Annotated in this window: 21 protein-coding genes and 1 tRNA gene; 8 read left to right on the top strand and 14 right to left on the bottom strand. The window is 58.9% G+C overall.

Annotated features, from left to right (window positions below; genetic code table 11):
- Position 1 precedes the first annotated feature (1 nt).
- From GWK36_RS00505 to GWK36_RS00490, 5 genes are all read right to left on the bottom strand, one after another.
- Positions 2–1,798, bottom strand: a complete 1,797-nt coding sequence (locus GWK36_RS00505) for an HsdM family class I SAM-dependent methyltransferase (protein WP_166269157.1) — start codon at positions 1,796–1,798, stop codon at positions 2–4.
- On the bottom strand, positions 1,738–2,361 hold the full coding sequence (locus GWK36_RS00500; RefSeq protein WP_166269155.1) for a type I restriction enzyme HsdR N-terminal domain-containing protein: 624 nt from the start codon (positions 2,359–2,361) through the stop codon (positions 1,738–1,740). The genes GWK36_RS00505 and GWK36_RS00500 overlap by 61 nt, the downstream gene beginning before the upstream one ends.
- 230 nt (positions 2,362–2,591) lie before the next feature.
- The gene (locus GWK36_RS14630; protein ID WP_210756801.1) at positions 2,592–3,284 is read right to left on the bottom strand and encodes a hypothetical protein; all 693 of its coding nucleotides are present in this window, start codon (positions 3,282–3,284) and stop codon (positions 2,592–2,594) included.
- Entirely contained in the window at positions 3,271–3,537 is a 267-nt protein-coding gene (locus tag GWK36_RS14625; RefSeq protein WP_210756800.1) for a hypothetical protein, read from the bottom strand. Before GWK36_RS14625 ends, GWK36_RS14630 begins: the two co-directional genes overlap by 14 nt.
- Before the next feature lie 118 nt (positions 3,538–3,655).
- Positions 3,656–4,870, bottom strand: coding sequence for an RNA-guided endonuclease InsQ/TnpB family protein (locus GWK36_RS00490; RefSeq protein ID WP_166269153.1), 1,215 nt, complete (start codon positions 4,868–4,870; stop codon positions 3,656–3,658).
- Between GWK36_RS00490 and tnpA the strand changes: the two genes are divergently transcribed.
- The gene (gene tnpA, locus GWK36_RS00485) at positions 4,856–5,233 is read left to right on the top strand and encodes an IS200/IS605 family transposase (RefSeq protein ID WP_246237602.1); all 378 of its coding nucleotides are present in this window, start codon (positions 4,856–4,858) and stop codon (positions 5,231–5,233) included. The two genes, GWK36_RS00490 and tnpA, sit on opposite strands and share 15 nt — an antisense overlap.
- Positions 5,234–5,494: 261 nt before the next feature.
- Here the strand turns inward: tnpA and GWK36_RS00480 are convergent.
- Both GWK36_RS00480 and GWK36_RS00475 read right to left on the bottom strand, forming a co-directional pair.
- Positions 5,495–5,570 (bottom strand) — tRNA-Asn (locus GWK36_RS00480).
- A 91-nt stretch (positions 5,571–5,661) separates the two neighbouring features.
- Complete coding sequence (locus GWK36_RS00475; protein WP_166269151.1) at positions 5,662–6,846, bottom strand: pyridoxal phosphate-dependent aminotransferase; 1,185 nt, start codon at positions 6,844–6,846, stop codon at positions 5,662–5,664.
- Positions 6,847–6,975: 129 nt separating this feature from the next.
- Between GWK36_RS00475 and uvrB the strand changes: the two genes are divergently transcribed.
- The 3 genes from uvrB (at position 6,976) to GWK36_RS00460 (ending at position 11,368) form a co-directional block, all read left to right on the top strand.
- Positions 6,976–8,982 (top strand): excinuclease ABC subunit UvrB, encoded by a 2,007-nt coding sequence (uvrB, locus tag GWK36_RS00470; RefSeq protein WP_166272276.1) that lies wholly within the window; start codon positions 6,976–6,978, stop codon positions 8,980–8,982.
- A 191-nt stretch (positions 8,983–9,173) separates the two neighbouring features.
- On the top strand, positions 9,174–9,989 hold the full coding sequence (locus tag GWK36_RS00465) for a glutaminyl-peptide cyclotransferase (protein ID WP_246237603.1): 816 nt from the start codon (positions 9,174–9,176) through the stop codon (positions 9,987–9,989).
- A 353-nt stretch (positions 9,990–10,342) separates the two neighbouring features.
- Positions 10,343–11,368 (top strand): GGDEF domain-containing protein, encoded by a 1,026-nt coding sequence (locus GWK36_RS00460; RefSeq protein ID WP_166269149.1) that lies wholly within the window; start codon positions 10,343–10,345, stop codon positions 11,366–11,368.
- Positions 11,369–11,372: 4 nt separating this feature from the next.
- Here the strand turns inward: GWK36_RS00460 and GWK36_RS00455 are convergent, their stop codons facing one another.
- Complete coding sequence (locus GWK36_RS00455) at positions 11,373–13,412, bottom strand: elongation factor G (RefSeq protein ID WP_166269147.1); 2,040 nt, start codon at positions 13,410–13,412, stop codon at positions 11,373–11,375.
- Between the two features lie 31 nt (positions 13,413–13,443).
- On the opposite strand from GWK36_RS00455, the gene GWK36_RS00450 reads away from it, so the two are divergent.
- Positions 13,444–14,409, top strand: coding sequence for a L,D-transpeptidase family protein (locus tag GWK36_RS00450; RefSeq protein ID WP_166269145.1), 966 nt, complete (start codon positions 13,444–13,446; stop codon positions 14,407–14,409).
- Here the strand turns inward: GWK36_RS00450 and GWK36_RS00445 are convergent.
- Entirely contained in the window at positions 14,388–14,576 is a 189-nt protein-coding gene (locus GWK36_RS00445) for an alanine-zipper protein (RefSeq protein WP_166269143.1), read from the bottom strand. The two genes, GWK36_RS00450 and GWK36_RS00445, sit on opposite strands and share 22 nt — an antisense overlap.
- Before the next feature lie 488 nt (positions 14,577–15,064).
- Here GWK36_RS00445 and GWK36_RS00440 point away from each other — a divergent pair, with 488 nt between their 5' ends.
- From GWK36_RS00440 to GWK36_RS00430, 3 genes are all read left to right on the top strand, one after another.
- Complete coding sequence (locus GWK36_RS00440; RefSeq protein ID WP_166269141.1) at positions 15,065–15,652, top strand: chorismate--pyruvate lyase family protein; 588 nt, start codon at positions 15,065–15,067, stop codon at positions 15,650–15,652.
- 78 nt (positions 15,653–15,730) lie between these two features.
- Positions 15,731–16,582 (top strand): ABC transporter permease, encoded by an 852-nt coding sequence (locus GWK36_RS00435; RefSeq protein ID WP_166269139.1) that lies wholly within the window; start codon positions 15,731–15,733, stop codon positions 16,580–16,582.
- A 2-nt stretch (positions 16,583–16,584) separates the two neighbouring features.
- Entirely contained in the window at positions 16,585–17,343 is a 759-nt protein-coding gene (locus tag GWK36_RS00430) for an ABC transporter ATP-binding protein (RefSeq protein ID WP_166269137.1), read from the top strand.
- Between the two features lie 66 nt (positions 17,344–17,409).
- On the opposite strand, the gene GWK36_RS00425 is transcribed toward GWK36_RS00430, so the two are convergent.
- The 5 genes from GWK36_RS00425 to ubiE form a co-directional block, all read right to left on the bottom strand.
- Positions 17,410–18,852, bottom strand: coding sequence for a DUF294 nucleotidyltransferase-like domain-containing protein (locus tag GWK36_RS00425; RefSeq protein WP_166269135.1), 1,443 nt, complete (start codon positions 18,850–18,852; stop codon positions 17,410–17,412).
- A 116-nt stretch (positions 18,853–18,968) separates the two neighbouring features.
- Positions 18,969–20,138, bottom strand: a complete 1,170-nt coding sequence (locus tag GWK36_RS00420) for a class II fructose-bisphosphate aldolase (protein WP_166269133.1) — start codon at positions 20,136–20,138, stop codon at positions 18,969–18,971.
- Positions 20,139–20,201: 63 nt separating this feature from the next.
- Entirely contained in the window at positions 20,202–21,848 is a 1,647-nt protein-coding gene (gene ubiB / locus GWK36_RS00415) for a ubiquinone biosynthesis regulatory protein kinase UbiB (protein ID WP_166269131.1), read from the bottom strand.
- Complete coding sequence (locus GWK36_RS00410) at positions 21,845–22,489, bottom strand: ubiquinone biosynthesis accessory factor UbiJ (protein WP_343033126.1); 645 nt, start codon at positions 22,487–22,489, stop codon at positions 21,845–21,847. Before GWK36_RS00410 ends, ubiB begins: the two co-directional genes overlap by 4 nt.
- A 40-nt stretch (positions 22,490–22,529) precedes the next feature.
- On the bottom strand, positions 22,530–23,279 hold the full coding sequence (gene ubiE, locus GWK36_RS00405; protein ID WP_166269129.1) for a bifunctional demethylmenaquinone methyltransferase/2-methoxy-6-polyprenyl-1,4-benzoquinol methylase UbiE: 750 nt from the start codon (positions 23,277–23,279) through the stop codon (positions 22,530–22,532).
- Positions 23,280–23,323: the final 44 nt, after the last annotated feature.

The raw sequence follows: 23,323 nt of genomic DNA, 5'->3' as shown, positions 1-23,323 counted from the left end.
CTTACCCTTCCACCAAAAAATCAAACCCTTGTTCTTTTGCAAAATCAACAAACGCTTCGGCAATTTCGTCAAGGTCATGATCCACAATCAAATGCCCGTGTTCATCGAGCATAAGTTCGCCGTTGGCGTCTTTCTTATAAATCGGTTCACCGCTGTTGTCCTTGCCACCTTTTTCAGACACAGCAAAGAAAATCGGATAGTCCAGTTCTTCAGCGGCTTTTTCCGCCAGCCATGCTTCTCGATAACGGGCGAGTAGTCTCTCGTCTTGACGCAGGTATTCCACTTGTCCTTTGAGCGTGCGCGACGCCAGTTTGCGTCGAGCTTCCGCTAGTGCGCGTTTGAGCGCAGTTTTGCCTTTGGCGCGCAGCGGCATTTCGTCTAACTGTGCCTGAAGGTTCTCGATACGCTCAGCGAGTTCGTCATCACTTTCGGCTTGTGCATTCTCTTCGTCAGTCTCGCCTTCGCTGCGCTCCAAGTCAGTTGCTTCGGCTTCTTCAAATTCCGCTTGCAGGAACGAAAGCAAGAGAGGCAGCAAATCATCTTCGGCAAGTTCGAGTTTGTCGCTTAAAACCGCGACTTCTTGCAGGTGGTTACCCCATTCATCAGCGTGGCGATTTTGCACTTCGCGGATGTGTGCCAGTTCTTCATCAGTATACTTTTGCAAAAAGACAACACTGGTCTTTGTGCTTGTGTGCGGCTTAAAGGTGTTACCATGTAATCCCACAACTGCCAGAATGCGGGCTTTGCTAAACAAGAAGTTACGGATGAATAAATCGTTCGTGTTGTTCAATCTACCTTGTGGCAGAACAATCGCCATGCGCCCACCTGGTTTCAGAAAATTCAGATTGCGCTCGATAAACAGAATATCTCGCCCGATTTTGGAAACGGTGTGTCCATTCCGCTCAGCCAGTCGGTACTGGCGCAGAATTTCGCGTTCGCTAATGCCGCCCGAAAATGGCGGATTGGCCATCAGAATATCAAAATCGAAAAACTGAAAATCGCGCTGATTGGCTTCGTCTTGGTTGCGATCTTCAAACCGTGTCAAAAGCGGACGAAACGCTGCCTTGCCTTCATCGCTCCATTTTGGCGGGTTGAGACTGTTCAATTCATACACATTCGATTTCCCGTCGCCCGCAATCAGGTTAAGGGTTTTAGCGATTTTCACGGCTTTGGGACTTGAGTCAATCGCATAGACCATTGTTCTTACATATTCGGTAACAGCGGGCGGCAAGCCATTTGTTGTAAATTTTTTGCCAGCTACCCAAAATATAGAATGAACGGTAAAACCTGCTGAACCGCAGGCCGTATCAATCACTCGCTCGTGAATTTTGGGGTTGAGCATTTTCACGCACATATCAATTACCCAGCGCGGCATGAAATACTGTCCTTTCTTACCTTTAGCGACCTGAATAATCAGGTATTCAAAGGCTTCATCAATCACCTGCAAATTAGAATTGAATAATTTTATATTCTGTAAAAAAGAAACGCATGTATAAAGATGCTCTGGCTTAAGGCGGATATTTTCATCACGACCAAAGATGCCGCGCCATTTGTCCTTTGCCTGATTGAAAAGGCCGTTGATCTTGTCATAGAGTTCACGCGGAGATTCGCCGTAAATGCGAAAATGAACCCTACGATTGCGCGTGCGGTCATTTGCCGCTGTCCATTCGTCAAAAAGTTTTGCATAAATCAGTTTAAAGACTTCTTCAAAGGAATCGTCAACGCCTTCCGCATTAGCTAAAACAATGTATTCAAGGTCAAGGATGATTTTCTTAAGCGATAAACGCTCTTTGACCAAACGGTTTTCTTTTGCGAGCTTGTCAATTGTCCATTGCTCGGTGATAACGTCTTGAAGGCTTTGGTTAGCAGTTGGAATAGATGAGATTTGAGAAAAACGTTGTGTTCTTCACGATGAAGAACAACTAATTCTTCACCATTTGACCACACGCCGATAGGAGAACCTTCGGCATTGCAATATGATTTTAGTTGCTGGAGTCCATCTTTGCGTTTAAGTTTCTTGACCTCAAAAATGATATAGGGATGTTCACCATCGTTTTGCATGATGGCAAAATCGGCGCTTTTGTCGCTCACCCCTGAACCGAACCAGACAGCATATTCAACCCTGATTCGTGATTTTGTATAGTGATATTCTTCTAATAGTTTCTTTATCCACAATTGCCTGACGATTTCTTCTGGTTTGGCGGTGCGGTCTTTGTCGCTGGCAAGGCATTTGAGATACAGCTTGCCGTTCTTCTCAAAAATCTGTGTTTCAATCCATTGAACATCTTCTGGTTTGAACAGCGTCAAACGGTGTTTTGTATTAAGACCGCGGAAGATTTCGTCAATCGAAAATTGTGGCATTTAGTCCACCTTCACGTATGAAATTGTTTGTTTCAAAGCGCAACGGGACATTACTTCCGATACGCCGATTTGACAACGTTATTGGCCTGAAGGAAGCGGCATAACTTGATGATAGCCAAAGGCGTTGAGACATCATACTGAGCCAACAGGAGTGCTGGTAACTATCCTTGTGGAGAAACTCATCGCTCCCCGTGTTATACGGCGGGTCAATGTAGATGCACTTCACCCTCTCACGGTACTTTTCCTGCAAGATATTGCAGCGCCTGCCAGTTTTCGGAATGCACCAGCAGGCCGTCGGTCATCTCGTCCAGGTCGTCAAAGGATGCCAGCAGACGGTCGGTAAACTCCGGCGTAAAGTGGCGCGTGTCCAGCACCAAGGTGGGGTGGGCTTTGAGATACGCCAGGCGTTTCTCTTCCTTGTTTGCGCCTGCCGTGAAGAGGTCGGATTGCGCTTCGTCCACATGCAGAAGCGTTCGCCACTCCGCCCATTGCGCATCATTTGCGGCGATTTCCGGATAAAAGGCTTCGCGTATTTTGCCGACGGTGACCACGTAAAAGGTCTCGGTGACAAACTTTTTCTTCTCCCACAGCGCCTTCTGAAAGTCCTCGATCTGCGCCGGAAACTCGATGATTTTTAGGCCGATGCGCTTAATGAGGCGCAGGAGTTGGAACCAACCATCGGCCAGGTCTTCGCCTGCGGCTTCCATTTCCTCCAGGTTGAGCACTTCGTTCTTGAGGTAAAAGTCCAGCTCGCGGGAAAGGAAACCCTTAAGGTCCTTGTGAATGAAAAAGTCGGATGTGTTGCGGCGGGTGTACTGGCGCAGGTGGTGCTCCAGGTAGGTGACGGTCTCGCCCTTTTCGGTCTTGTGGCGCTCGCGGGTCAGCGCGTCCAGCGTCAGACGGACACGGTCATCCTTGCGCATACTGCACCTCGGCGGCCTGGACGCGCTTCGGAATCTCGACGACCGCTTTGGCGAGGATGGCTTCCTGCTGATTCTTCTGGCCGTAGGCGATGACTTCTTGCTCGGTCAGCGGACGGTACTCAAATGGGATGGTGAGCCTCCGGGCCGCCTCGTCCCAGGCAATGCCGCCCAGCACGGGCAGGAAGAAGCACTTTTCACCCTTGACGTTATTCTGCTCCACATCGGCTTGCCGGAGTTTGAAATGCACGGTCACGCCGTTGGGCGCCTGATAGGTATAGTCGGTGAAATACTCGCCGGTCTTGACGTAGTACTGGTCGTGGTTGGCCCATTGACATCCTCCCCGGCCTGAAGGCCGGGGATTCCAACGGCGTTCAATCCGACATCGAGCCGGATTGAGTCGCTTCGGTGGGTTCCTGCTGCTGGCCCCCTGCGGGGCTCACTTCACAGGCGAGCCGGGCGTGTCCCGCCCTTAGCACATTGATCGCGCCGACCACATCGGCGTTTTCCTCAAAACCGCATTCCACGCACTCGAACCGATCTTGCGTCTGGCGGTTGTCCGCCGACACATGGCCGCAGCACGGGCAGGTGCGGCTTGTGTTCTGCGGCGGCACGGCAATGAGCCAGCCACCCCGCCATGCCAGCTTGTAGTCCAGTTGCCGGCGAAACTCAAACCAGCCCTGGTCGAGAATGGACTTGTTTAGGCCAGCCTTGCCCCGAACGTTTCTGCCCGGCTGTGCGATTGTCCCAGCCGCCGACTTGGTCATGTTCCCTACCTGCAAGTCCTCGATACACACCATCGCGTGGTTTTTGCTGATCGCGGTCGAGGTCTTATGTAGGAAGTCGCGGCGGGCATTACGGATGCGGGAATGAATGCGCTGGACTCTGGCTTTCGCCTTCTTCCAGTTGTTGCTGAATTTCACCTTGCGGGAGAGCGCCTGTTGCGCCTTGCGCAAGCGCGTCTCATGCCGCTTGAAACTATTGAGCGGGGCGTAGACCGTCCCGTCGCTCAAGGTGGCGAAGCGGACAATGCCCATGTCGATGCCAACTGCGCCACCCTGCGGGATGGGCCGCTCTACCTCGCGCTCGGTCTGGATACTCACGAACCACTTGCCGCCGGACTGGCTCACGGTGACGTTCTTCACCACGCCAAGCACCTCACGGCTGTTGCGATACCTCAGCCAGCCAAGTTTCGGCAGGAAGATACGGCTGTTGGCCTGGTCGAGTTTGATTTTTTCCGAATCGGAGTAACGGAAACTGTCGGATTGCCCTTTCTTCTTGAAGCGCGGCGCGTCCGCGCGCTTGGCGAAAAAGTTGGCGTAGGCCTGGTCCAGATCCTTGAGAGACTGCCGCAAGGGATGAACCGGGACATCAGCCAGCCACGCCGTCTCCGTGCTGTTGCGCCACTCGGTAAGTAGCTTGCTCAGTCCAAAATAGCCAAGCTTCTTTTCGCCGGTCGCGTACCGCTCCTGTTGCAACGCCAGCGCCCGGTTGTAGACGAAGCGGCACGACCCCGCGAAGCGGCGCAGGTCGCGCGCCTGATCGCCGTTGGGCTTCAACTCAAATTTGAAGGCTTGAAGCCGTTGCATAGCTCAATCAGTCTCTTGGTCGATGACCATCGCCGCAATGTGTTCAACGGCGATGCCATCGCACAACTGCGAACGATCTTCACCAACGTCTGCACGGATTTTGAAGCACAACTGATCAAGATGGACGGCGAGGACGATCATGTCCACCTGTTGGTAGAGTACCCGCCCAAGGTTGCCGTCTCCAGCCTCGTGAACAGCCTCAAAGGCGCATCCAGCCGCCTGCTGCGCAAGGAACAACCCGACATCCAGAAACACTACTGGAAGGGCGTGCTGTGGTCGCCGTCCTACTTCGCCTCAAGTTGTGGCGGCGCACCAATTTCCATCGTGCGCCAATACATCGAACAGCAGCAGACGCCAACCTAAGCGGAAAACGCGACGACAGCGGGCGCTATCCATCCCCGCCCTGAACGGCGGGGCTTTTCGCGCAAGACGGGTAAAGGCGTATGTGGATGACCTGAAGGCCCTGCTTAGCAAAGGCTCCATCGTGGAGCAAAAGTCCTTCCTCCGCTCCTTCGTGAAGCGCATCGAGGTGAACCCGCCCCAGGTGGTCATTGACTACACCATCCCCTTGGAAACAAAAAAGGCAGAACTACTCACAAGAGAAGTTCTGCCTTTTGTATATTCTGGCTCCCCGGGACGGGCTCGAACCGCCGACCTAGTGATTAACAGTCACCCGCTCTACCGACTGAGCTACCGGGGAAGATCACGAATGTGAGATTTTATAGTTTAGAAGGCCTTGGGTCAAGGACCATACCGCTGCCAGATCCCCCCACCAGCTGATCGCCCGGTCGTTAGTCACCGACTGCCCCAGCGATGCGCTCCAGGGCCTGCTCGAGCCTTTCTCGACTGGTAGCAATTGAGAGACGCAGGTGTCCGCCCATCCCGAATGCCGAACCAGGCACGACGGCGACATTGGCCCGAGCGAGCAGATATTCGGAGAGCTCCAGGTCGTTGTGTAAGCCCAGACGCTCGATCAGACCCTGGACGCGGGGAAAGACATAGAAGGTCCCATCGGTCGGCAGGCACTCGATGCCGGGGATCTGATTCAAACGCTCGACGACGAGATCATGCCGCTCCATAAATGCCTTGACCATGACCCCGATACACTCTTGCGGACCCTCAAGGGCCGCTTGGGCAGCGACCTGGGAGATTGAAGTTGGGTTCGAGGTGCTCTGCGACTGGACCTTCTTCATCGCCTTGATGATCTCGGCTGGGCCTCCAGCATAACCGATGCGCCAACCAGTCATGGCATAGGCCTTGGAGACGCCATTCAAAACCAAGGTGCGCGGGGTGAGATCTGGACAGACATTGAGGATGTTGACGAAGGGCGCCTGGCTCCAACGGATATGTTCATACATATCGTCGGTGGCGATGACGACCTTGGGGAAATCGCGCAAGATCTCACCAAGCGCTGCCAGCTCATCGGCGGTATATGCCATCCCGGTCGGATTAGAAGGGCTGTTGATGACCACTAGCCGAGTCTTGCCGGTGATCGCGCCCCTTAGTTGGGCAGGGGTGATCTTAAAAGAGTGCGCTGCCGTGGTCTGGATGAAGACCGGCGCCCCGCCCGCGAGGAGCACCATATCCGGGTAAGAGACCCAGTAGGGCGCAGGGATGATCACCTCATCGCCCGGATCGAGCAAGGCCTGGGCGAGATTAAAAAAGCTCTGTTTGCCGCCGCAGGAGACCAGGATCTGGTCTGGGGTATAGTCCAGGTTGTTCTCGCGCTTGAACTTGTTGATGATGGCGCGTTTGAGCTCAGGGGTCCCGTCGACGGCGGTGTATTTGGTAAATCCAGATTCGATGGCGCGGATGGCTGCTGCCTTGATATGGTCGGGGGTGTCGAAGTCGGGTTCGCCGGCGCCAAGCCCGATGACATCGCGCCCCGCAGCGCGCAGCTCGGCAGCGCGGGCGGTGATGGCGAGGGTTGCGGATGGCTTGACAGACTGGACGCGGGCGGCGAGCTTGATGGTCATGGATGTCGGATCTCTGGATGGTCGCAGGGCTTTAGGATTCAAGTTTGAAGGCAAATGATAGCGGATCGACCGCCGAATCCAGAACCATCGACCATGAAACGCAAGCGATCGAATACGGCGTTCGCACCCATGAGCCGCACCTTTACCCTTGCCAGCCCCTTTCAACCCGCCGGTGACCAGCCGGAGGCGATCCGCCGCTTGGTCGATGGACTGCGCGCCGGTGCGCAGGCCTTGACCTTGCTGGGGGTCACCGGTTCGGGCAAGACCTTCACCATAGCCAATGTGATCGCTGAGCTCGAGCGCCCAACCTTGATCCTCGCCCCCAACAAGACCCTAGCCGCGCAACTCTATAGCGAGATGCGCGCCTTTTTTCCCCACAACGCCGTCGAGTATTTCGTCTCCTATTACGACTACTATCAGCCCGAGGCCTATGTCCCCGCGACCGATACCTATATCGAGAAGGATGCCTCGATCAACGAGCACATCGAGCAGATGCGCCTGTCGGCGACCAAGGCGCTGCTTGAGCGGCGCGATGTGGTGATCGTGGCCACGGTCTCATCCATCTATGGCCTGGGCGACCCCGAGCTCTATCTCAAGATGGTCCTGATCCTCAAGCGCAGTGACCGCATCGATCAGCGCGCGATCTTAAGGAGGCTTGCCGAGCTGCAATATACCCGCAATGAATTTGAACTGGCGCGTGGGACCTATCGGGTGCGCGGTGACGTGATCGATATCCATCCCGCTGAGTCCGAGACCGAGGCCGTGCGGGTGACACTCTTTGACGACGAGATCGAGTCTTTAAGCCTCTTTGACCCCCTGACTGGTGAGGTCAAGCGTCAGGTCGCGCGCTATACGGTCTTTCCCAAGACCCACTATGCCACCCCGCGCGAGACGATCGTGGCGGCGGTCGAGGCGATCAAGGAGGAGCTACGCGAGCGCCTAGGTCAATTGCGCGCCCAAGGTAAGCTCGTCGAGGCACAGAGGCTCGAGCAGCGCACCCTGTTCGACCTCGAGATGATGATCGAGGTCGGCTATTGCCAGGGGATCGAGAACTACAGCCGCTATCTCTCGGGCCGCCAGCCGGGTGAGCCGCCGCCGACCCTCTATGACTATCTGCCGCCCGATGCCCTCCTGATCATCGACGAAAGCCATGTGACCGTCCCCCAGCTCGGCGGGATGTATCGGGGGGACCGCTCGCGCAAGGAGACCCTCGTCGAATACGGCTTTCGCCTGCCCTCGGCCCTCGATAATCGACCGCTCAAATTCGAAGAGTTCCAGGCGCGCCAGCCCCAGACCATCTATGTCTCGGCCACCCCGCGGGCCTTCGAGATCGAATACTCAGGCGCCGTCATCGAACAGGTGGTCCGACCCACGGGTCTGGTCGATCCCGAGGTCGAGGTGCGTCCTGCCCGCACCCAGGTCGACGACCTGCTCTCTGAGATCAGGGAACGCGTAGCCGCCCAGGAGCGGGTGCTAGTGACTACCTTGACCAAGCGCATGGCCGAGGATCTCACTGAATATCTTGAAGAACACGGCGTGCGGGTGCGTTATCTACACTCGGACATCGACACCGTCGAGCGGGTGGAGATCATCCGCGACCTTAGACTTGGGGTCTTCGATGTGTTGATCGGGATCAACCTCTTGCGCGAGGGCCTGGATATCCCTGAGGTCTCCCTGGTGGCGATCCTGGATGCCGACAAGGAGGGTTTTTTGCGCTCGACCGACTCATTGATCCAGACCATCGGGCGGGCGGCGCGCCATGTCAATGGCAAGGCGATCCTCTATGCCGATCAGATCACCGAGTCCATGGCGCGCGCCATCGCCGAGAGCGAGCGCCGCCGCGCCAAACAGATCGCTGCCAATCAGGCGCGCGGGATCACCCCCCAGGGTATCCGCAAGGCGATCGCTGATCTCCTCGATACCCATCTCCCCGGTGCCCCCCTTCCCGCCCAGGAGTATGCCAAGGTCGCCGAACAGGCGGCAGAGTATGGCCGGCTCAACCCACAGCAGCTTGCCAAGCGCATCAAGGCACTGGAGAAACAGATGTACGCGCATGCCAAGGAGTTGGAATTTGAACAGGCCGCCGTGATTCGCGACCAGATCCGCGCCTTGCAGCAACAGCTGATGACGCTGTAAACCCTCTCCCCTGACCCCTGCCCACAGGCTGGCACTCCAGCCCCTAATGAATCAAGACAGCAAGAGACGGCTGGTGTCGCCGGCGAGACCTCGATGTACTGGCCTTGTATCCTTGCAGGACTTGGCGAGCCTCTCTAAAAACATTTGGGTATCAAGACCTCATGGATCGCCACCCCCAGATGCGTCGTGCGATGAAGGGACTCCCCGGTATTTCCCTAGGCATCCGCCAGTGGGCATCCCTTCTTTATCTCGTCGGAGGGTACCAGGGGGCAGTGCTGTGGATGTTCAGTGCACTTGCCCTTGCTCAAACCGATCCTCCGCTGGTCGGCCACCGCCTGCTGGCCACCTACCCACATGACCCCCAGGCCTTCACCCAAGGACTGGTTTGGGTGGATGGCATCCTCTATGAGGGGACTGGGCTCTATGGTCGATCGGCCATCCGCCGCTTAGACCTCGAGACCGGAAAGGTGGAACAGGAGGTGCGTCTCCCCCCCCAGTTCTTCGGCGAGGGCATTACCTACTGGCATGGTCGCTTGATCCAGCTGACCTGGCGCGAACAGCGCGGATTCGTCTATGACGCAGCAGACCTCAAACCACTTGAAGGCTTTGTCTATCCCCGCGAGGGCTGGGGACTGACCCAAGACGGGGTGCATTGGATCGCTAGCGACGGGACGGATACCCTGAGCTTCATCGAGCCCGCAAGCCGCAAGCTCGTGCGCTCGCTTCAGGTGCGCGCCGGTGACAAACCGGTCACCCGCCTCAACGAGCTCGAATGGATCGAGGGCGAGATCTGGGCCAATGTCTGGTACAGCGACCAGATCCTGCGCATCGATCCCAAGGATGGCCGGGTGACCGCGATCCTAGACCTGTCTGACCTCTATCCCCAAAGCAAACGCCCCAATCCCGAGGCGGTGCTTAACGGGATCGCCTATGACCCCGAGACGCAACGGCTCTTTATCACCGGCAAATACTGGCCTTGGCTTTATGCGATCCAGGTCGATGACTGATGGGCCTGGATTGCCGCCATCGGGTTGTCAGGGTGCTATATGATGGCGTTTCGTTCAGATACATAGCGGATCGGTCGGTTGCATTGACCTGACAGTCATTGTCTCGCTCCTCAATATAGGGCAAAACGCAATGGATAGTGGATCTTCTATTGCCGGACTCGGTCGGTTTGTTGTCCTGCTTGTCATCGGTTGACTGCTTGCTCAAGCAAGCATGACCGCGCACCAGCGACCTCCATGAAAACCGCTCGAGTCGAGCAGGACCTACCGCAAAGACCGATCAATGGCACTCAAGGGCTCACTTAGGCCGGCGAGTTTGGAAAAATATAGGCACGTTCACCGGTTCGGATATAGCGATGGGCAACGACGACATCATCGATTTTCGTGAAGATCTACCCACAGCCTCGAACTATCTGCGCATGGCCGTACCCCTGATGGTCCAGCGCCGCATCCCGCCAACCCCTTACAACTATGCCCTCTGGTATGCGCATGTCCAGAACGCGCATCCTGAACTGAGCCGCAAACTGTTGGCCGCATTCCCCGATGAGGATTCCTATGATCCGCGCAAAAGCGAGGCGTTATTCTTAGAGTATTTCGTCAAACATTATCTTCCGCAGAGTACCCAGGCCCAGGAGCTGATCGCCACCCTGGTTGCTCAGCTTGCCCAGGCCGTCTCGCGCAACCTGCAAGGGGTGCACAACTATGGGGCCAGTCTGCGCGGCGCCATCGAGGTCTTCGAGCAGGATGTCGATCCCCACCAGATCCGCGCCATGGTTGGCAAGCTCTTGACCGAGACCCGGGATCTCGAGGAGCTGAATCAGGTCTTTGCGAGCAAGCTGAAGGCCGCCAGCGATCAGGTCGAGCAGCTCAAACGCGAGCTGGCCGAAAGCGAGCGCCGCGCCCGTATCGATCCGCTGACCAAGATCCCTAACCGGCGCGGCTTTGACGAGGCCATCGCCCAGGCATTGACCGCAGATAACGAGACCACCTGCCTGTTGCTCCTGGACATCGATTACTTCAAGAAACTCAATGATACCTATGGCCACCCGATGGGCGACCGGGTGCTGCAGATCGTCGGCGGTGTGCTCGGCAAGTTACAAAGCGACCGGATCTTCATCGCCCGTTATGGCGGGGAGGAGTTTGCGGTCATCGTCAACGACGAGCTAGAGGCGGCACATGCCCTCGCCGAACAGATCCGTTGCCAGATCGCCGCGCTCCAGATCAAACGCAAGAGTACCCATGACACCATCGGGACCATCACCGTCTCGATCGGTCTGACCCGCTTTCGTCCAGGCGAAAGCGCCGAGACCTTCATCGAACGCGCGGATACGGGCCTCTATCTGGCCAAGCAGGAGGGGCGCAATCGCGTGATCATCGCCTGAACGCTCAGGTATCAAACCGCGCAAACTCAAGGCTGAACTGACCGCGCCCCTGGGTCAGGCTACGTAGTCCGGTGGCATAGCCGAGCAGGGGTTCAAGCGGTGCCTCAGCGCGGATGGTTGCCAGCTCCCCCTGGATCTCTGTCGCCTGGATGAGGGCGCGCCGCGCCTGGAGATCGCCGAGCACCGCGCCTAGATTGGGCTCGGGGACTACTACCTCTAACCGCATGATGGGCTGTAATAAGATCGGGCCCGCCTCATCTAGGGCCTTGCGCAGGGCACGGCTGACGGCTGCGGCGATCGCTTCCGGGGTCGAGGCAGCACCAAAGAGCTCGAGTGCCTCGACCTGGACCGCTACATCGAGCACGGGGGCACCTTGTCTGGGTCCAGCGTTGAGGGTTTCGGCGACGGCAGACGAGATAGCGGCACGCTGCCCTTCGGTCAGGACGGCGCCCTCGGGTTTGATCAAAGGACGGATCTCGATGTGATTGCCCTGAGCACGCGGGCGCGGCTGTACGCTCACTGCCGCCCGCGCCATCGGCGGCGGCTGGCGCGCCTCGGGCAATAGCGGCGGGCCAAATAGGGCCTCGGCATGGGCCTTGCGGCTGATGGTCTCGCGGCTGGCGACGGCTGGACGCCCCATGCGCAGACTCACCCCGAACTCGCGCTCCAGACGCTCGCGGATGATCTGAAGATGAAGCTCGCCCATGCCTTTGAGCACCCGCTGACCGGTCTCAGGATCTTCAGCGAGATGCAGGGTCGGGTCCTCTTGTAGGACCTTGTCGAGGGCCTCGACGAGCCGCTCCTCATCCGTCCCGCTGCCAGGCTCGATGGCCATGCCGAGCACAGGCTCATGGGCGCGAATCCGCTCCAACGCCACCACCTGTCCCGGGGTGCAAAGGGTGTCGCCGGTCGTGGCCCAGCGCAGTCCGCTCAAGAGCAGGATCTTGCAAGCCTGGCCCTGATCGCGTCGGCTCCGTTTGCCGGCATCAACCTCAAACAAGCGCGCTACCTGCTCGCGCAGGATGCGCCCATCGGCGGTCAGGAACTCGACTGGATCGCCGGCCTTCAGTTGCCCGCGATAGATCCGCACGAAGACATGGCGCCGCCCTTCCCAGAGCTGGACCTTAAAGACCAGCGCCACCAATGGACCATCCGCCGTCAAGGCAATGGGCTCAGGGGTCCCGTCGGGATGCTCGGCGATGATAGGGGGGCGGTCGAGCGGTGCAGGTAGAAACTCGACCACCCCATCGAGCAGCGGCTGCACCCCGAGGTTGCGCAACGCGCTGCCGCCATAGCAGGGAAAGAGCCTACCGGCGAGCACACCGGCACGGATCGCAGCGCGCACCTGATCAGGGCTTAGTTCGTCGCCTGACAGGATCTGGTCGGCGAGGGATTCGTTATATTCAGCGGCTGCCAGGAGGAGTGATTCGCGTTTGGCCTGTTGGCTGGCCCATAGATCCGGCGGACAAGGTTCGGCAACGACCTGCTCACCATACGCCCCCTGGAAACGAATAAAGGTGCCATCGATCAAATGGATAACGCCCCCCGCTTCCACCACGGGGACCGTGATGGGCGCGGGCTCGAAACCGAGACGCTGCTTGACGGACGCGAGACAGCGGTCAAAATCAGCGCCTTCCCGGTCCATCTTGTTGATGAACAAGAGGGCCGGCAACCCAAAGCGCCCACGCTGACGCCAGACCGTCTCAGTCTGTGGCTCAACCCCGCGGACGCCGTCTAGAACGATGATGCAGCCATCCAGGATCCGCAGCGAACGCTCGACCTCGATCGAGAAATCGACATGCCCTGGGGTGTCGATGATCTGGATCAAATGATTGCGCCAAGGCGCCTGGGTCACCGCCGCGGTGATGGTGATCCCGTGGCGCTGTTCCTCGACCAGATAGTCCATGTGGGCAGTGCCATCATGCACCTCGCCGATCCGATGGGAGGCTCCGGTGTAAAAAAGTATCCGTTCGGTGAGCGTCGTCTTGCCGGCATCGACATGGGCGGCGATCCCGATATTACGGATCGCTGAGGCTTGAAGCATTGTTTTAACCCCTAATGAGGAGCTTGATTGGATGAAGAAAGGTCTTAAACCCGATTGGCGCCGCGCCTGGCTGTTGACCTTACTCGGGGCCGTCCTGCTCGGTGGGGGCAGCGACCGCACTGCCCTGGCCGAAACCTTCCGGCTCAAAAATCCCAATGATTCGGTGGTCGGCACAGTGTTTTATTTCACCGCCCGCGCCAAGGACACCTTGCTCGACATCGCCCGCCAAAACAACCTGGGCTATGACGATATGCGCCAGGCCAATCCAAATATCGATATGTGGGTGCCTGGCGAAGGGACCCAGGTCTTGGTGCCGGCCATGTATGTGCTGCCGAATGTGCCGCGTCAGGGGATCGTGGTCAATCGTGCCGAAAAGCGGCTGTATTACTATTCACCGAGCGATCCCCTCGAGGTGCGCATCTATGCCATCACCGTTGGCAAGGAGGCCATGGAGACACCACTCGGAACCTTTCAGGTGGTCGAAAAGCGGAAGGATCCCGTCTGGACGCCTGGCCCCATGGTACGCGCCAACCATGCAGCGCGTGGACATATCCTGCCGCCTCAGGTCCCACCGGGTCCGGATAACCCCCTTGGGCGCTATGCGATGCGCCTAAGTAACCCGGATTATCTAATCCATGGTACCAATCAGCCCTGGGGCCTGGGGATGGAGGTCAGCGGCGGCTGTATCCGGCTCTATCCGGAAGGGATTGAGGAGCTATATGGCTTGACCCCGGTTCAGACCTCCGTAGCAATCATCGATCAGCCCTACAAATACGGCTGGCTGGCGGATGAACTCTATCTCGAGGTGCAAACAGGGGAGAAAAGCGTACGTAAGGATTACCGCTCAGTGATCCCCGAATCGATAGCGAATGCCGAGGATGTGATCATCGACTGGAAGGCGGTTGAGCGGGCTGTCAGAGAGGACTCCGGTGTCCCACAGGTAGTGGGACACCGACGTTCAGCAGGTCAAGGGCGTCACTTGCCCATGATCTTCTGATACATCCGATCCAGACGCTCGGTGTTGGCGTTGCAGCAGGCCTGGGCGCTGTTCGCAGTGTCCAGGGCGCGCTGAGCCATATCGCGGGCGGTCTGATCGGTGGTGCAGGCCCCGAGCAACAGAACAGCAGCGACCGAAATGGAAGCCATCTTGACAATCTTGGTCATAACGACATCTCCGAGGTGATGGATCTTGCGATCCGTTGATGGTAAAGAATACCTAAGGATCCAGGCCAGCCCCACTGGGATCTCAGATCCCAGACATGGGCATTGCCGCTTTTCGACGCGGGGCCGATTTGCGGCTTAAAGCTTGGAGCAAATCCGCTGATACATCAAGTGCAAAATGATACTGATCAGCGGACTCTTTACAACAAACCGCGCCCATTCCCCTGACTCGCCTCCCTAGGTGGACGCGATGCCCGCCGCTGGCCATCCAAGGATACCGGACCTGCCAACACTGCTGGCCCAGACGCCACATGGCATCTCCTGACCTGATCGATCACTACATTGCCGCTTGCGCGATTCTGCGTTAAATAAGGCCCCTGCCTGCTCTAAAGACAGCGCTTAATCTCCCTTGAGCCTGGGGTTCAGGGGCCTTGCTAGACCGTCTCGGCTGGCTGCCAAGATCAATATCATCGTTTTCTGGATACAAATTCATGCACCGTTATTATGGGCGCCACCCTTTTGCTGCCGAGGAACTACCGTTCAGACGCGATGGTTTCATCCGTGCGGGCGCGATCACGGGACTGGCGGGCGAACGCCTGGCCTTGAGCCAGCTTCCGCCCTTCTTGCGCGCGCTCTTAGCCACTGACGGGACGGTGACCAAGATCCTAGAGGCCTATTTTTGGGAGCCGTTGGTGGTCGAGACCCTGGAACAGCGTCTAGAAACAGCCACTGAGCCAGTGCCTTGGCTGGAGATCGAGCGCGGTGATCGCTGTATGCTGCGCGACGCCCAATTGCGTGGCAGCGAAAGCGGTCGCTGTTTTGCCGAGGCATTTTCTCTGATCCGCATCGAGTTCATCCCCGATGACTTTCGCCAGCGTCTGATCGACCGCGAGATCGGGATCGGCGTGTTGATCCGCGACAGCGGCCTTGAGAGCTACCGCGAGGTCTTGGATATCGGTCTGGACCGCTTGGCAAATGGCGAGAGCGCCGTCTTTCGCACCTATCGAATCATCATCGCCCGCCGCCCGGTGATCCTGATCACCGAATACTTCCCGCTCGCCCTCTATGGCAAACCTTAGCCGGCGACGTGCTATAGTTAGCCGCCGCAGATCACCACCCCAGATCGCCCCCCTGTCCCTAGGATCGTCCCCTATTAGATGTCAAACGACCATCAGCCAGGCGAATCCTCACTCATCGTCCAACTACACCATGGGCTGACCCGCGCTCAGCTCACACGCGCCTGGCATGACCTTCGCGCCGGATGGGCGCAGCGGGAGCTATGGATGACTTTAGGTCTCCAAGACGTCCGGCAGCGCTATCGGCGCTCTAAGCTCGGGCCCTTTTGGATCACCCTGTCGATGGCCATCATGGTCTTGGCCCTCGGTCTCCTCTATGGCCAGATCTTCGGCCAGGATTTGCATGACTACCTGCCCTTTCTTGCTGCAGGCTTTGTGATCTGGAACCTGATTGCCACCCTGGTCAATGAGGGGTGTCAGGCCTTTATCCTCGCCGAGGGGATGATCCGTCAGCTCAATGCCCCTTTGTCGATCTATGTCTATCGCGTCCTGTGGTCGGCCCTGATCGGATTTGCGCACAATATCTGGGTCTTTTTGCTGGTCGCCTTTTGGTTTGGGGTCAGGCTCGATTGGCATCTACTCTGGGTGCCGGTCGCGCTCTTTGCGATTCTGCTCAACGGCTTTTGGGCGGCGTTGTTTTTCGGCGTCTTGAGCGCCCGCTTTCGCGATGTACCTCTGGTCATCAGCAGCCTGATGCAGCTCTTGTTTTTCATCACCCCGGTCATCTGGCGACCTGAGATGCTGCCGGGTCGCGCGCTGTGGCTGCATCTCAATCCCTTCTATCATCTGGTCGAGATCATGCGCGCACCCCTGCTCGGTCAGGCACCTGCATTAGCCAATTGGTTGCCGGTGATCCTGGTCACCCTCGGCGGTTGGGCGCTGGCCACGCTCTTCTATTCAGCCTACCGCTGGCGCATCGCCTATTGGGTATGATCATGGCCTCGGTGGTACTCGAAAACGTCTGGGTCTCTTTCCCCATCTATAGCGCCGCCAATCGATCGCTCAAAAACCGCCTGATCCAGAGCGCGACCGGCGGGACGATCCGTGCCGATACGGTCTCGCAACGCATCCCCGTGGTCCAGGCGCTGCAGGATGTCAGCCTCAGACTCAAGGACGGGGATCGGTTGGGGCTGATCGGGCACAATGGTGCCGGCAAGACCACCCTGTTGCGGGTGCTGGCTGGGATCTATGAGCCCAACAGCGGGCGAGTAAAGACCCAAGGCCGGGTCGCGCCCCTGTTCGACATCGCGCTCGGGATGAACCTCGAGAGCACCGGCTATGAGAACATCATCCTGCGCGGGTTATTCCTGGGGCTCAAGCGCAAAGAGATCCGCGCCATGATGGATGAAATCGCCGAGTTCACCGAGCTCGGGGAGTTTTTGAACCTCCCGATCCGCACCTATTCGGCAGGGATGCAGATGCGCTTGGCCTTTGCCGTTTCGACCTCGGTCGTTCCGGATATCCTGTTGCTCGACGAGGGGATCGGCGTGGGGGATGCCGCCTTTCTCCATAAGGCACGGGTGCGGCTCGATCGCTTTACCGAACAGGTCCCGATCATCGTGCTCTCTTCGCATTCCGAAGATCTGGTGCGCAGCATGTGCCCCAATTCATTGCTGATGGAGCACGGGCGGGTGGTCTTTGCTGGGCCCACAGACGAGGCGCTTGAGCGCTATCGCGCCTTGCGCGGTTGGTAAGGTGCAGGATGCACTCCACAATCGGCGCGATCCTAGGGTGCGCGATGCACCCCCATCGGCAAGGCATCAGCGATTGAGCTGATGGAGATGGAAGCGATGGCGCAAGAAATTCTGGAAGTGCCTGACCTCTTCGAGCGCCAGCCGCAGTCGCCCGAGTTCGATGCGATTGAGATGCGCAAGCGGCAGATAGTTGTTGGGCACCGACCCCCGCTCGACGGCGAGGAGCTGGGCGCGCAGGCGAAGTCCGATGAGGACATCGAAGGCCGCAAGCAGGCTTTCCGCCTGGCGCCCTTCCAGGATCCCCGCCTGTTGCAGACCGCGTACCCGCTCGTGGGTGCGACCCTCGCTGATCCCTGCTTGTAGGGCCATAGCCTTCAGCCCTTCGGTAATCGCAAAGACCCCTGCCTTTTTGATCTCGATACAGCCGCGATAAGGGCCACGGCGCTCACCCTTGATGCCCCCGAACCAACCCAGCGGCGGGCAAAAGCTCACGGCATTGGCGGCGCTGTGTACCAGAAATAGATTGTTGCCCTTCAGCTTGGCGATGATGTCGGCTTTAAGATGTTGCTCAAGGAGAGGATCGCCGTAGAGCGTTCGCAGATCAAAAAACATGCTACCGGCCAGGATATGGGCGGGTGTGGGGGTACGCAGCCATTTGTCGAGTACCTGCTGCCATTCGCTTAGACTGCGCCGCCACTCGGGGTTTTTCGCCATGATCCCGCCCGGGCAGGCGGGAAGGCCGGTGGCAATCAGGTTATCGATCAGATCGAGGCTGAAGGACTCCAACTGGCGCAGCTCGGGCTCAGACAGATCATCGGCATAGACGATGGCATTGTCTTGGTCGGTCGCCAGGGTCTGCTCGCGCCGCCCTTCGCTGCCCAACACCAAAAAGGCAAAACGGTCGGTGAGATCCGGATAGCGCGCCGCGCGTACGATCTCGATCAGGCGGATCAGGAGCCGGTCGTTGAGCAGGGCCACGGTCTGGACGAGATCGGCGGTGGCGACCCCGGTGCCGTGCAGGTGCAAGACCAACTGTTCCATCTCACGGCGCAGGGTCGCAAGCTCTGCCGGGGTCTCGGCCTCCTCGATCGCCTTCATCAACTGCTGGGGGGAGCGGCTATGCAGACGCAGGGCATCGGTGTCTGTCACGATCCCCTGCAACCGGCCTTCGCCATCGACCACCCCCAGCCGATGGATGCGCCGCCGGCTCATCAGATATAGGGCCTCGAACAGATACCCATTTTCGCGGATGGTCACCAGCGGGCTTGACATCACCTCGCGCGCCAAGACCTGACGCGGATCGAGACCTGCGGCGACGACCTTGTTGCGCAGATCGCGGTCGGTGATGATCCCGATGGGTTCTTTCCTCTCTTGCACCACGACGCTCGAGATGTTGCGCGCCCGCATGAGCTCTGCGACCTCGATCAGGGGTTGATCGGGGCAGCAGGTCGCGACATCCCCCTGGCAGATGCGATCGATCGGCGTAAAAAAGACGTTTTCAGCAGACATGGGTTGGCGGCGCAGTGGATGGTGAGAGGGCAACAGGATGCCACAAAACGCGAGCGCCTGTAGGGTACACAGTGCGCACCCTACCGAAAATGCAAGCGCTATCGCGCCTTCCTACCCTAGAGGGACTCGGGATTGGATAGGTGCAAAAAATCGATGGTGATGCGCTCTGCCGCCCAAGGCCGAAAATAGGCGTTAGCGTAATCCTGATGTCTCGGGTCCTCGCGAAAGGCCTGCATGGCGCGCGGATTGGCGAGCGTCATGGTCCAGAGATAGCGATAGGGGGCATCCTGGCGCTCAGCGTACCCGGCGTGGATGCGCTGAACCCCGGGCAACTGCCCCAGGACCTCGATCCCTCGCGCCTGCATCTCTTGGAGTTCGGCCTCGTTCCCGGTCCAGTTGTGATAGATCACATGCTCGACAGCCACCAACGGCGGGGCGAAGCGGCACGCCGAGTCTGCCTGACCCGCAGCGCCCCAGAGGGTCGAGGTGCGCGCCACCTCAGCGGCGATCGCCGAAACGGCGGCGCTGCGCATCGCCTCCCACCGCCGCTGACCGGCCGCGGCCTGGGCAGCGAGCTCGACCAGGGCGGTGTAATAGTTGATCTTATTGGTCCCCGAGCGAACGAGCACCCGAAACTGCTCATCGCTTAGACCCGTGCCGCCGTGGATGACCAGGGGCACGCCGGCAGCCTGGCGCACTGCCTCTAATCGCGCAAAATCCAGCTTAGGCTCGCCGCGAAAGCGCCCATGCACCGTCCCGATCGAGACAGCGAGCCAATCGCAGCCGGTCGCAGCGACGAAGTCGCACGCCTCCTTTGGGTCGGTATAGCGGATCTCGCCGGGATGGAGCTCGGCATCCCGCCCCTCCTCGCCGGGGACATAGCCGAGCTCGCCCTCGAGTGGCATCCCTGCGCGATGCGCCAGCTCGGCTGCGGCACGGGTAGCGGCGACATTCTCCTCGAGGACAAGATGCGAGGCGTCGAGCATCAGGCTCGTATAGCCCAGGCGCGTCGCCCGCTCGAGGCGCTCGAGGCTCGATCCGTGGTCATAATGGATGGCCACTGGCAAGGGCGTGCGTTGCGCCAGATCGACGACGGCCCGCATCAGCGCCGCCTCATCGAAGAGGTCCAGATGCGCCTCAGCAAGGCTCAGGATCACCGGGGCGGCAACGCGCTCCGCCCCTTGGATGACGCCCTCCAACATCGCGGTATCGATGACGTCATAGGCACCGATGGCATAGGCATGGCGGCGGGCATGTTCGAGCAGGGCAAAGGCATCAACGAGCATGGCGGATCTCCGGACTAAGCTTATAACCTGATCGATTGTAGGGTACGCAACGCACACCTTTTCCTAGGCCGTACGCGCCGCGGCGATGAGGAGCCAGCCACCCACGAGATAGGTCAGGGTCATCAGTACCAGGGCCAAGTGTTCAGGAAGCCACTGTCCAGGCCCGAGCACCAGGATCAGGGTCGCGCAGATGACGAGCGTCGCCCCGCCGATCGCACGCAAGGCGATGGCCGCGGTCGAAGGCGATTCCTCCCGCTGGAGTTTGGCGCGTTCGAACTCGGCATGGCGCAATTGTTTGTCATAGGCCATCAGCATCCGATAGGCCACTAGGGGCAGCTCAGGGACCTGATCTGCGATCGAATAGACATTGCGCCAGGTGCGTTCGGCAAGCCCCCTTAGACCCACCTGCTCCCTCATCCAGCGCTCCATATAGGGCTTGGCCGTGGTCCAAAGATCGAGCTCGGGATACAGCTGCCGCCCCAGGCCCTCGATATTGAGCAGGGTCTTCTCCAAGAGCACCAACTGCGGCTGGATCTCCATATTGAAGCGGCGCGCGGTCTGAAAGAGACGTACCAAGAAATGACCGAACGAGATCTCGGCCAGGGGCTTTTCAAAGATGGGTTCGCTGACGGTGCGGATCGCCGATTCGAACTCATCGACCCGGGTGCCCGGTGGGACCCAGCCCGATTCGACATGGAGTTCGGCTACCCGCCGATAGTCGCGCTCGAAAAAGGCGAGCAGGTTCTCGGCGAGATAGCGCTGATCCTCGGCCGTCAGGGTCCCGATGATCCCGAAATCGATCGAGATATAGCGCCCCGAGGGTTCGACAAAGATATTGCCCGGGTGCATGTCGGCGTGGAAAAAGTTATCGCGGAACACCTGGGTAAAAAAGATCTCCACCCCTCGTTCGCCCAAGAGCCTCATGCTGATCCCCTGGGCCTTGAGCTGCTCGACCTCGCTGACCGGCGTGCCATAGATCCGCTCCATGACCATCACATTGGGCCGCGTCCAGTCCCAATAGACCTCGGGGATATAGAGCATCTGGCTATTGAGCCAATTGCGCCGCAGTTGCGAGGCATTGGCGGCCTCGCGTTGCAGGTCCAGCTCATCATAGATGGTCTTTTCGTATTCGCTCACCACCTCGACCGGGCGCAGGCGCCGTCCGTCCTTCCAATAACGCTGCGCGAGACGGGCAAAGGTGTACATCAAGGCGAGATCCTGACGGATGATGCGCTCGATCCCCGGGCGCAGGACCTTGACCACCACCTCGGTCCCGTCCTTCAGCCGCCCGGTATGGACCTGGGCGATCGAGGCCGAGGCCAAGGGCACGGGGTCGAATTGATCCAGCACCTCCTCGATCGGGCGCCCCCAGGCCTTTTCGATGATGGCGCGCGCCAGCTCACCGCTAAAGGGCGGGACGCGGTCTTGCAGCTTGGCGAGCTCATTGGCCAGGTCATCCGGCAAGAGGTCGCGCCGCGTCGAGAGGATCTGGCCGAACTTGACGAATATCGGCCCCAAATCCTCCAACGCCCTGCGAATGCGCGCTGGATAAGGGGGAAGATCCCGTTGTACCCAATGCCAAGGTAACAGATATTTGATCCAGCGCAGCGGGCGAAACAGATGGGTTGCCAGGATGACCTCATCCAAGCCATGCCGAAGCAAGATCCAGTTGATGCGCAACAGGCGCAATGCCTGGAGAGGACCCATCATGATCGGCGACCAGTTTCCTGCAAGCGGTGAGCGAGACGGTCAAGGTGCGCCTCCAGACGTTCGACGTCATCGCGCAAGACATCGACCTCATGCAAAAACTCCTCGACCTCATAGCGACTTGGGAGCAGACGGCGCTCCTCTTGCAGATACTCGGTCAGATTGGCGGCAACCGTCTCAGCTGTCCGCCCTGCCCAGCCCTGGACCGCACGCATCTTCCTGCCCACCTGATAGGCGAAGGGATCGCCGATGACTCGCGCCAACTGCTCCTCCCAGTCAATGTCGAGCCGCCCTAGTGCCGTGCTCAAGGCATGCGCTAGGGTCGCATCGCCTTGGATCTCGACCTCACCGGTTACCAAGGGGTGCTCCTTGCGTTTGGACAACACGAGCTGCAACAACCCAAAGGGCGAGCCCTGGATCAGACAATCCGGCTCGGTGTCATAAAAGCTAAAGAGCTGAATGCGAGCGGGACCGGGGATGAGCGTCACCCGCGTCCCGAACCCCTTGACCTCGATCGCGATAACCCGCCCAGCGAGCTCATCCAAGGCCGCAGCGCCTTCCGGGTCCAGGGCCAGGGCGCGATTGACCAGCCCCTCCACCACCGCTAAGACCCCATCGGGGATCTGAAGACCTGAGTCCATCATAAAAAACCTCCGCCGCTAAACCGGCTCTCGCTGTGGTGAGTTACAGCTTATAACCCCGATGGATGGCGACGATGCCGCCGGTGAGATTGAAATAGTCGCAGCGCTCGAAACCCGCCGCCTCCATCATCGCCCGCAGGGTCTCCTGGTCCGGATGGACGCGGATCGACTCGGCCAGATAGCGATAGCTGTCCGGATCATTCACCACCAACCGCCCCAGGGTGGGCAGGACATTGAACGAATAGAGATCATAGAGCTTGCTCAACGGCTTGCTCCTCGGGTGCGAGAACTCCAACACCAGGGCGCGACCGCCTGGCTTCAAAACCCTGAACATCTCTTCAAGCGCCTTTTGCTTGTGGGTAACATTGCGCAGCCCAAAACCGATGGTGATGCAATCGAACTGATCATCGGCAAAGGGGATCTGCTCGGCGTTCACCAGACAATAGGCGACGTTGCCCACCCGCCCGCGATCGAGCAGACGATCCCGCCCCTCGTTGAGCATCCTGGCATTGATGTCGGTCATCACCACCAGTCCCTCTGGCCCAACCAGACCAGCAAAGCGGGCCGCGAGATCCCCTGTCCCCGCCGCCAGGTCCAACACCCTCTGGCCGCGCCGCACCCCGGCAAGCTCGATGGTATGGCGCTTCCACAAGCGATGGATGCCGAACGACATCAGATCGTTCATCAGGTCATAGCGCTCGGCAACCGAATCGAAGACCGCGCGCACCCGCTTGGCCTTCTCCTCGACCGGAACCCGCTGGTAGCCGAAATCGGTAGTGTGCTGATCGGACATGGTTGATCCCCGCTGAGACTCAAGGTATGGGGACGCTGCAACGT

This window comes from Caldichromatium japonicum, assembly GCF_011290485.1.
GTDB classification, from domain to species: domain Bacteria; phylum Pseudomonadota; class Gammaproteobacteria; order Chromatiales; family Chromatiaceae; genus Thermochromatium; species Thermochromatium japonicum.
Note: the sequence above shows the minus strand (reverse complement) of the source record. Positions and strands in the feature narration are given on the sequence as shown.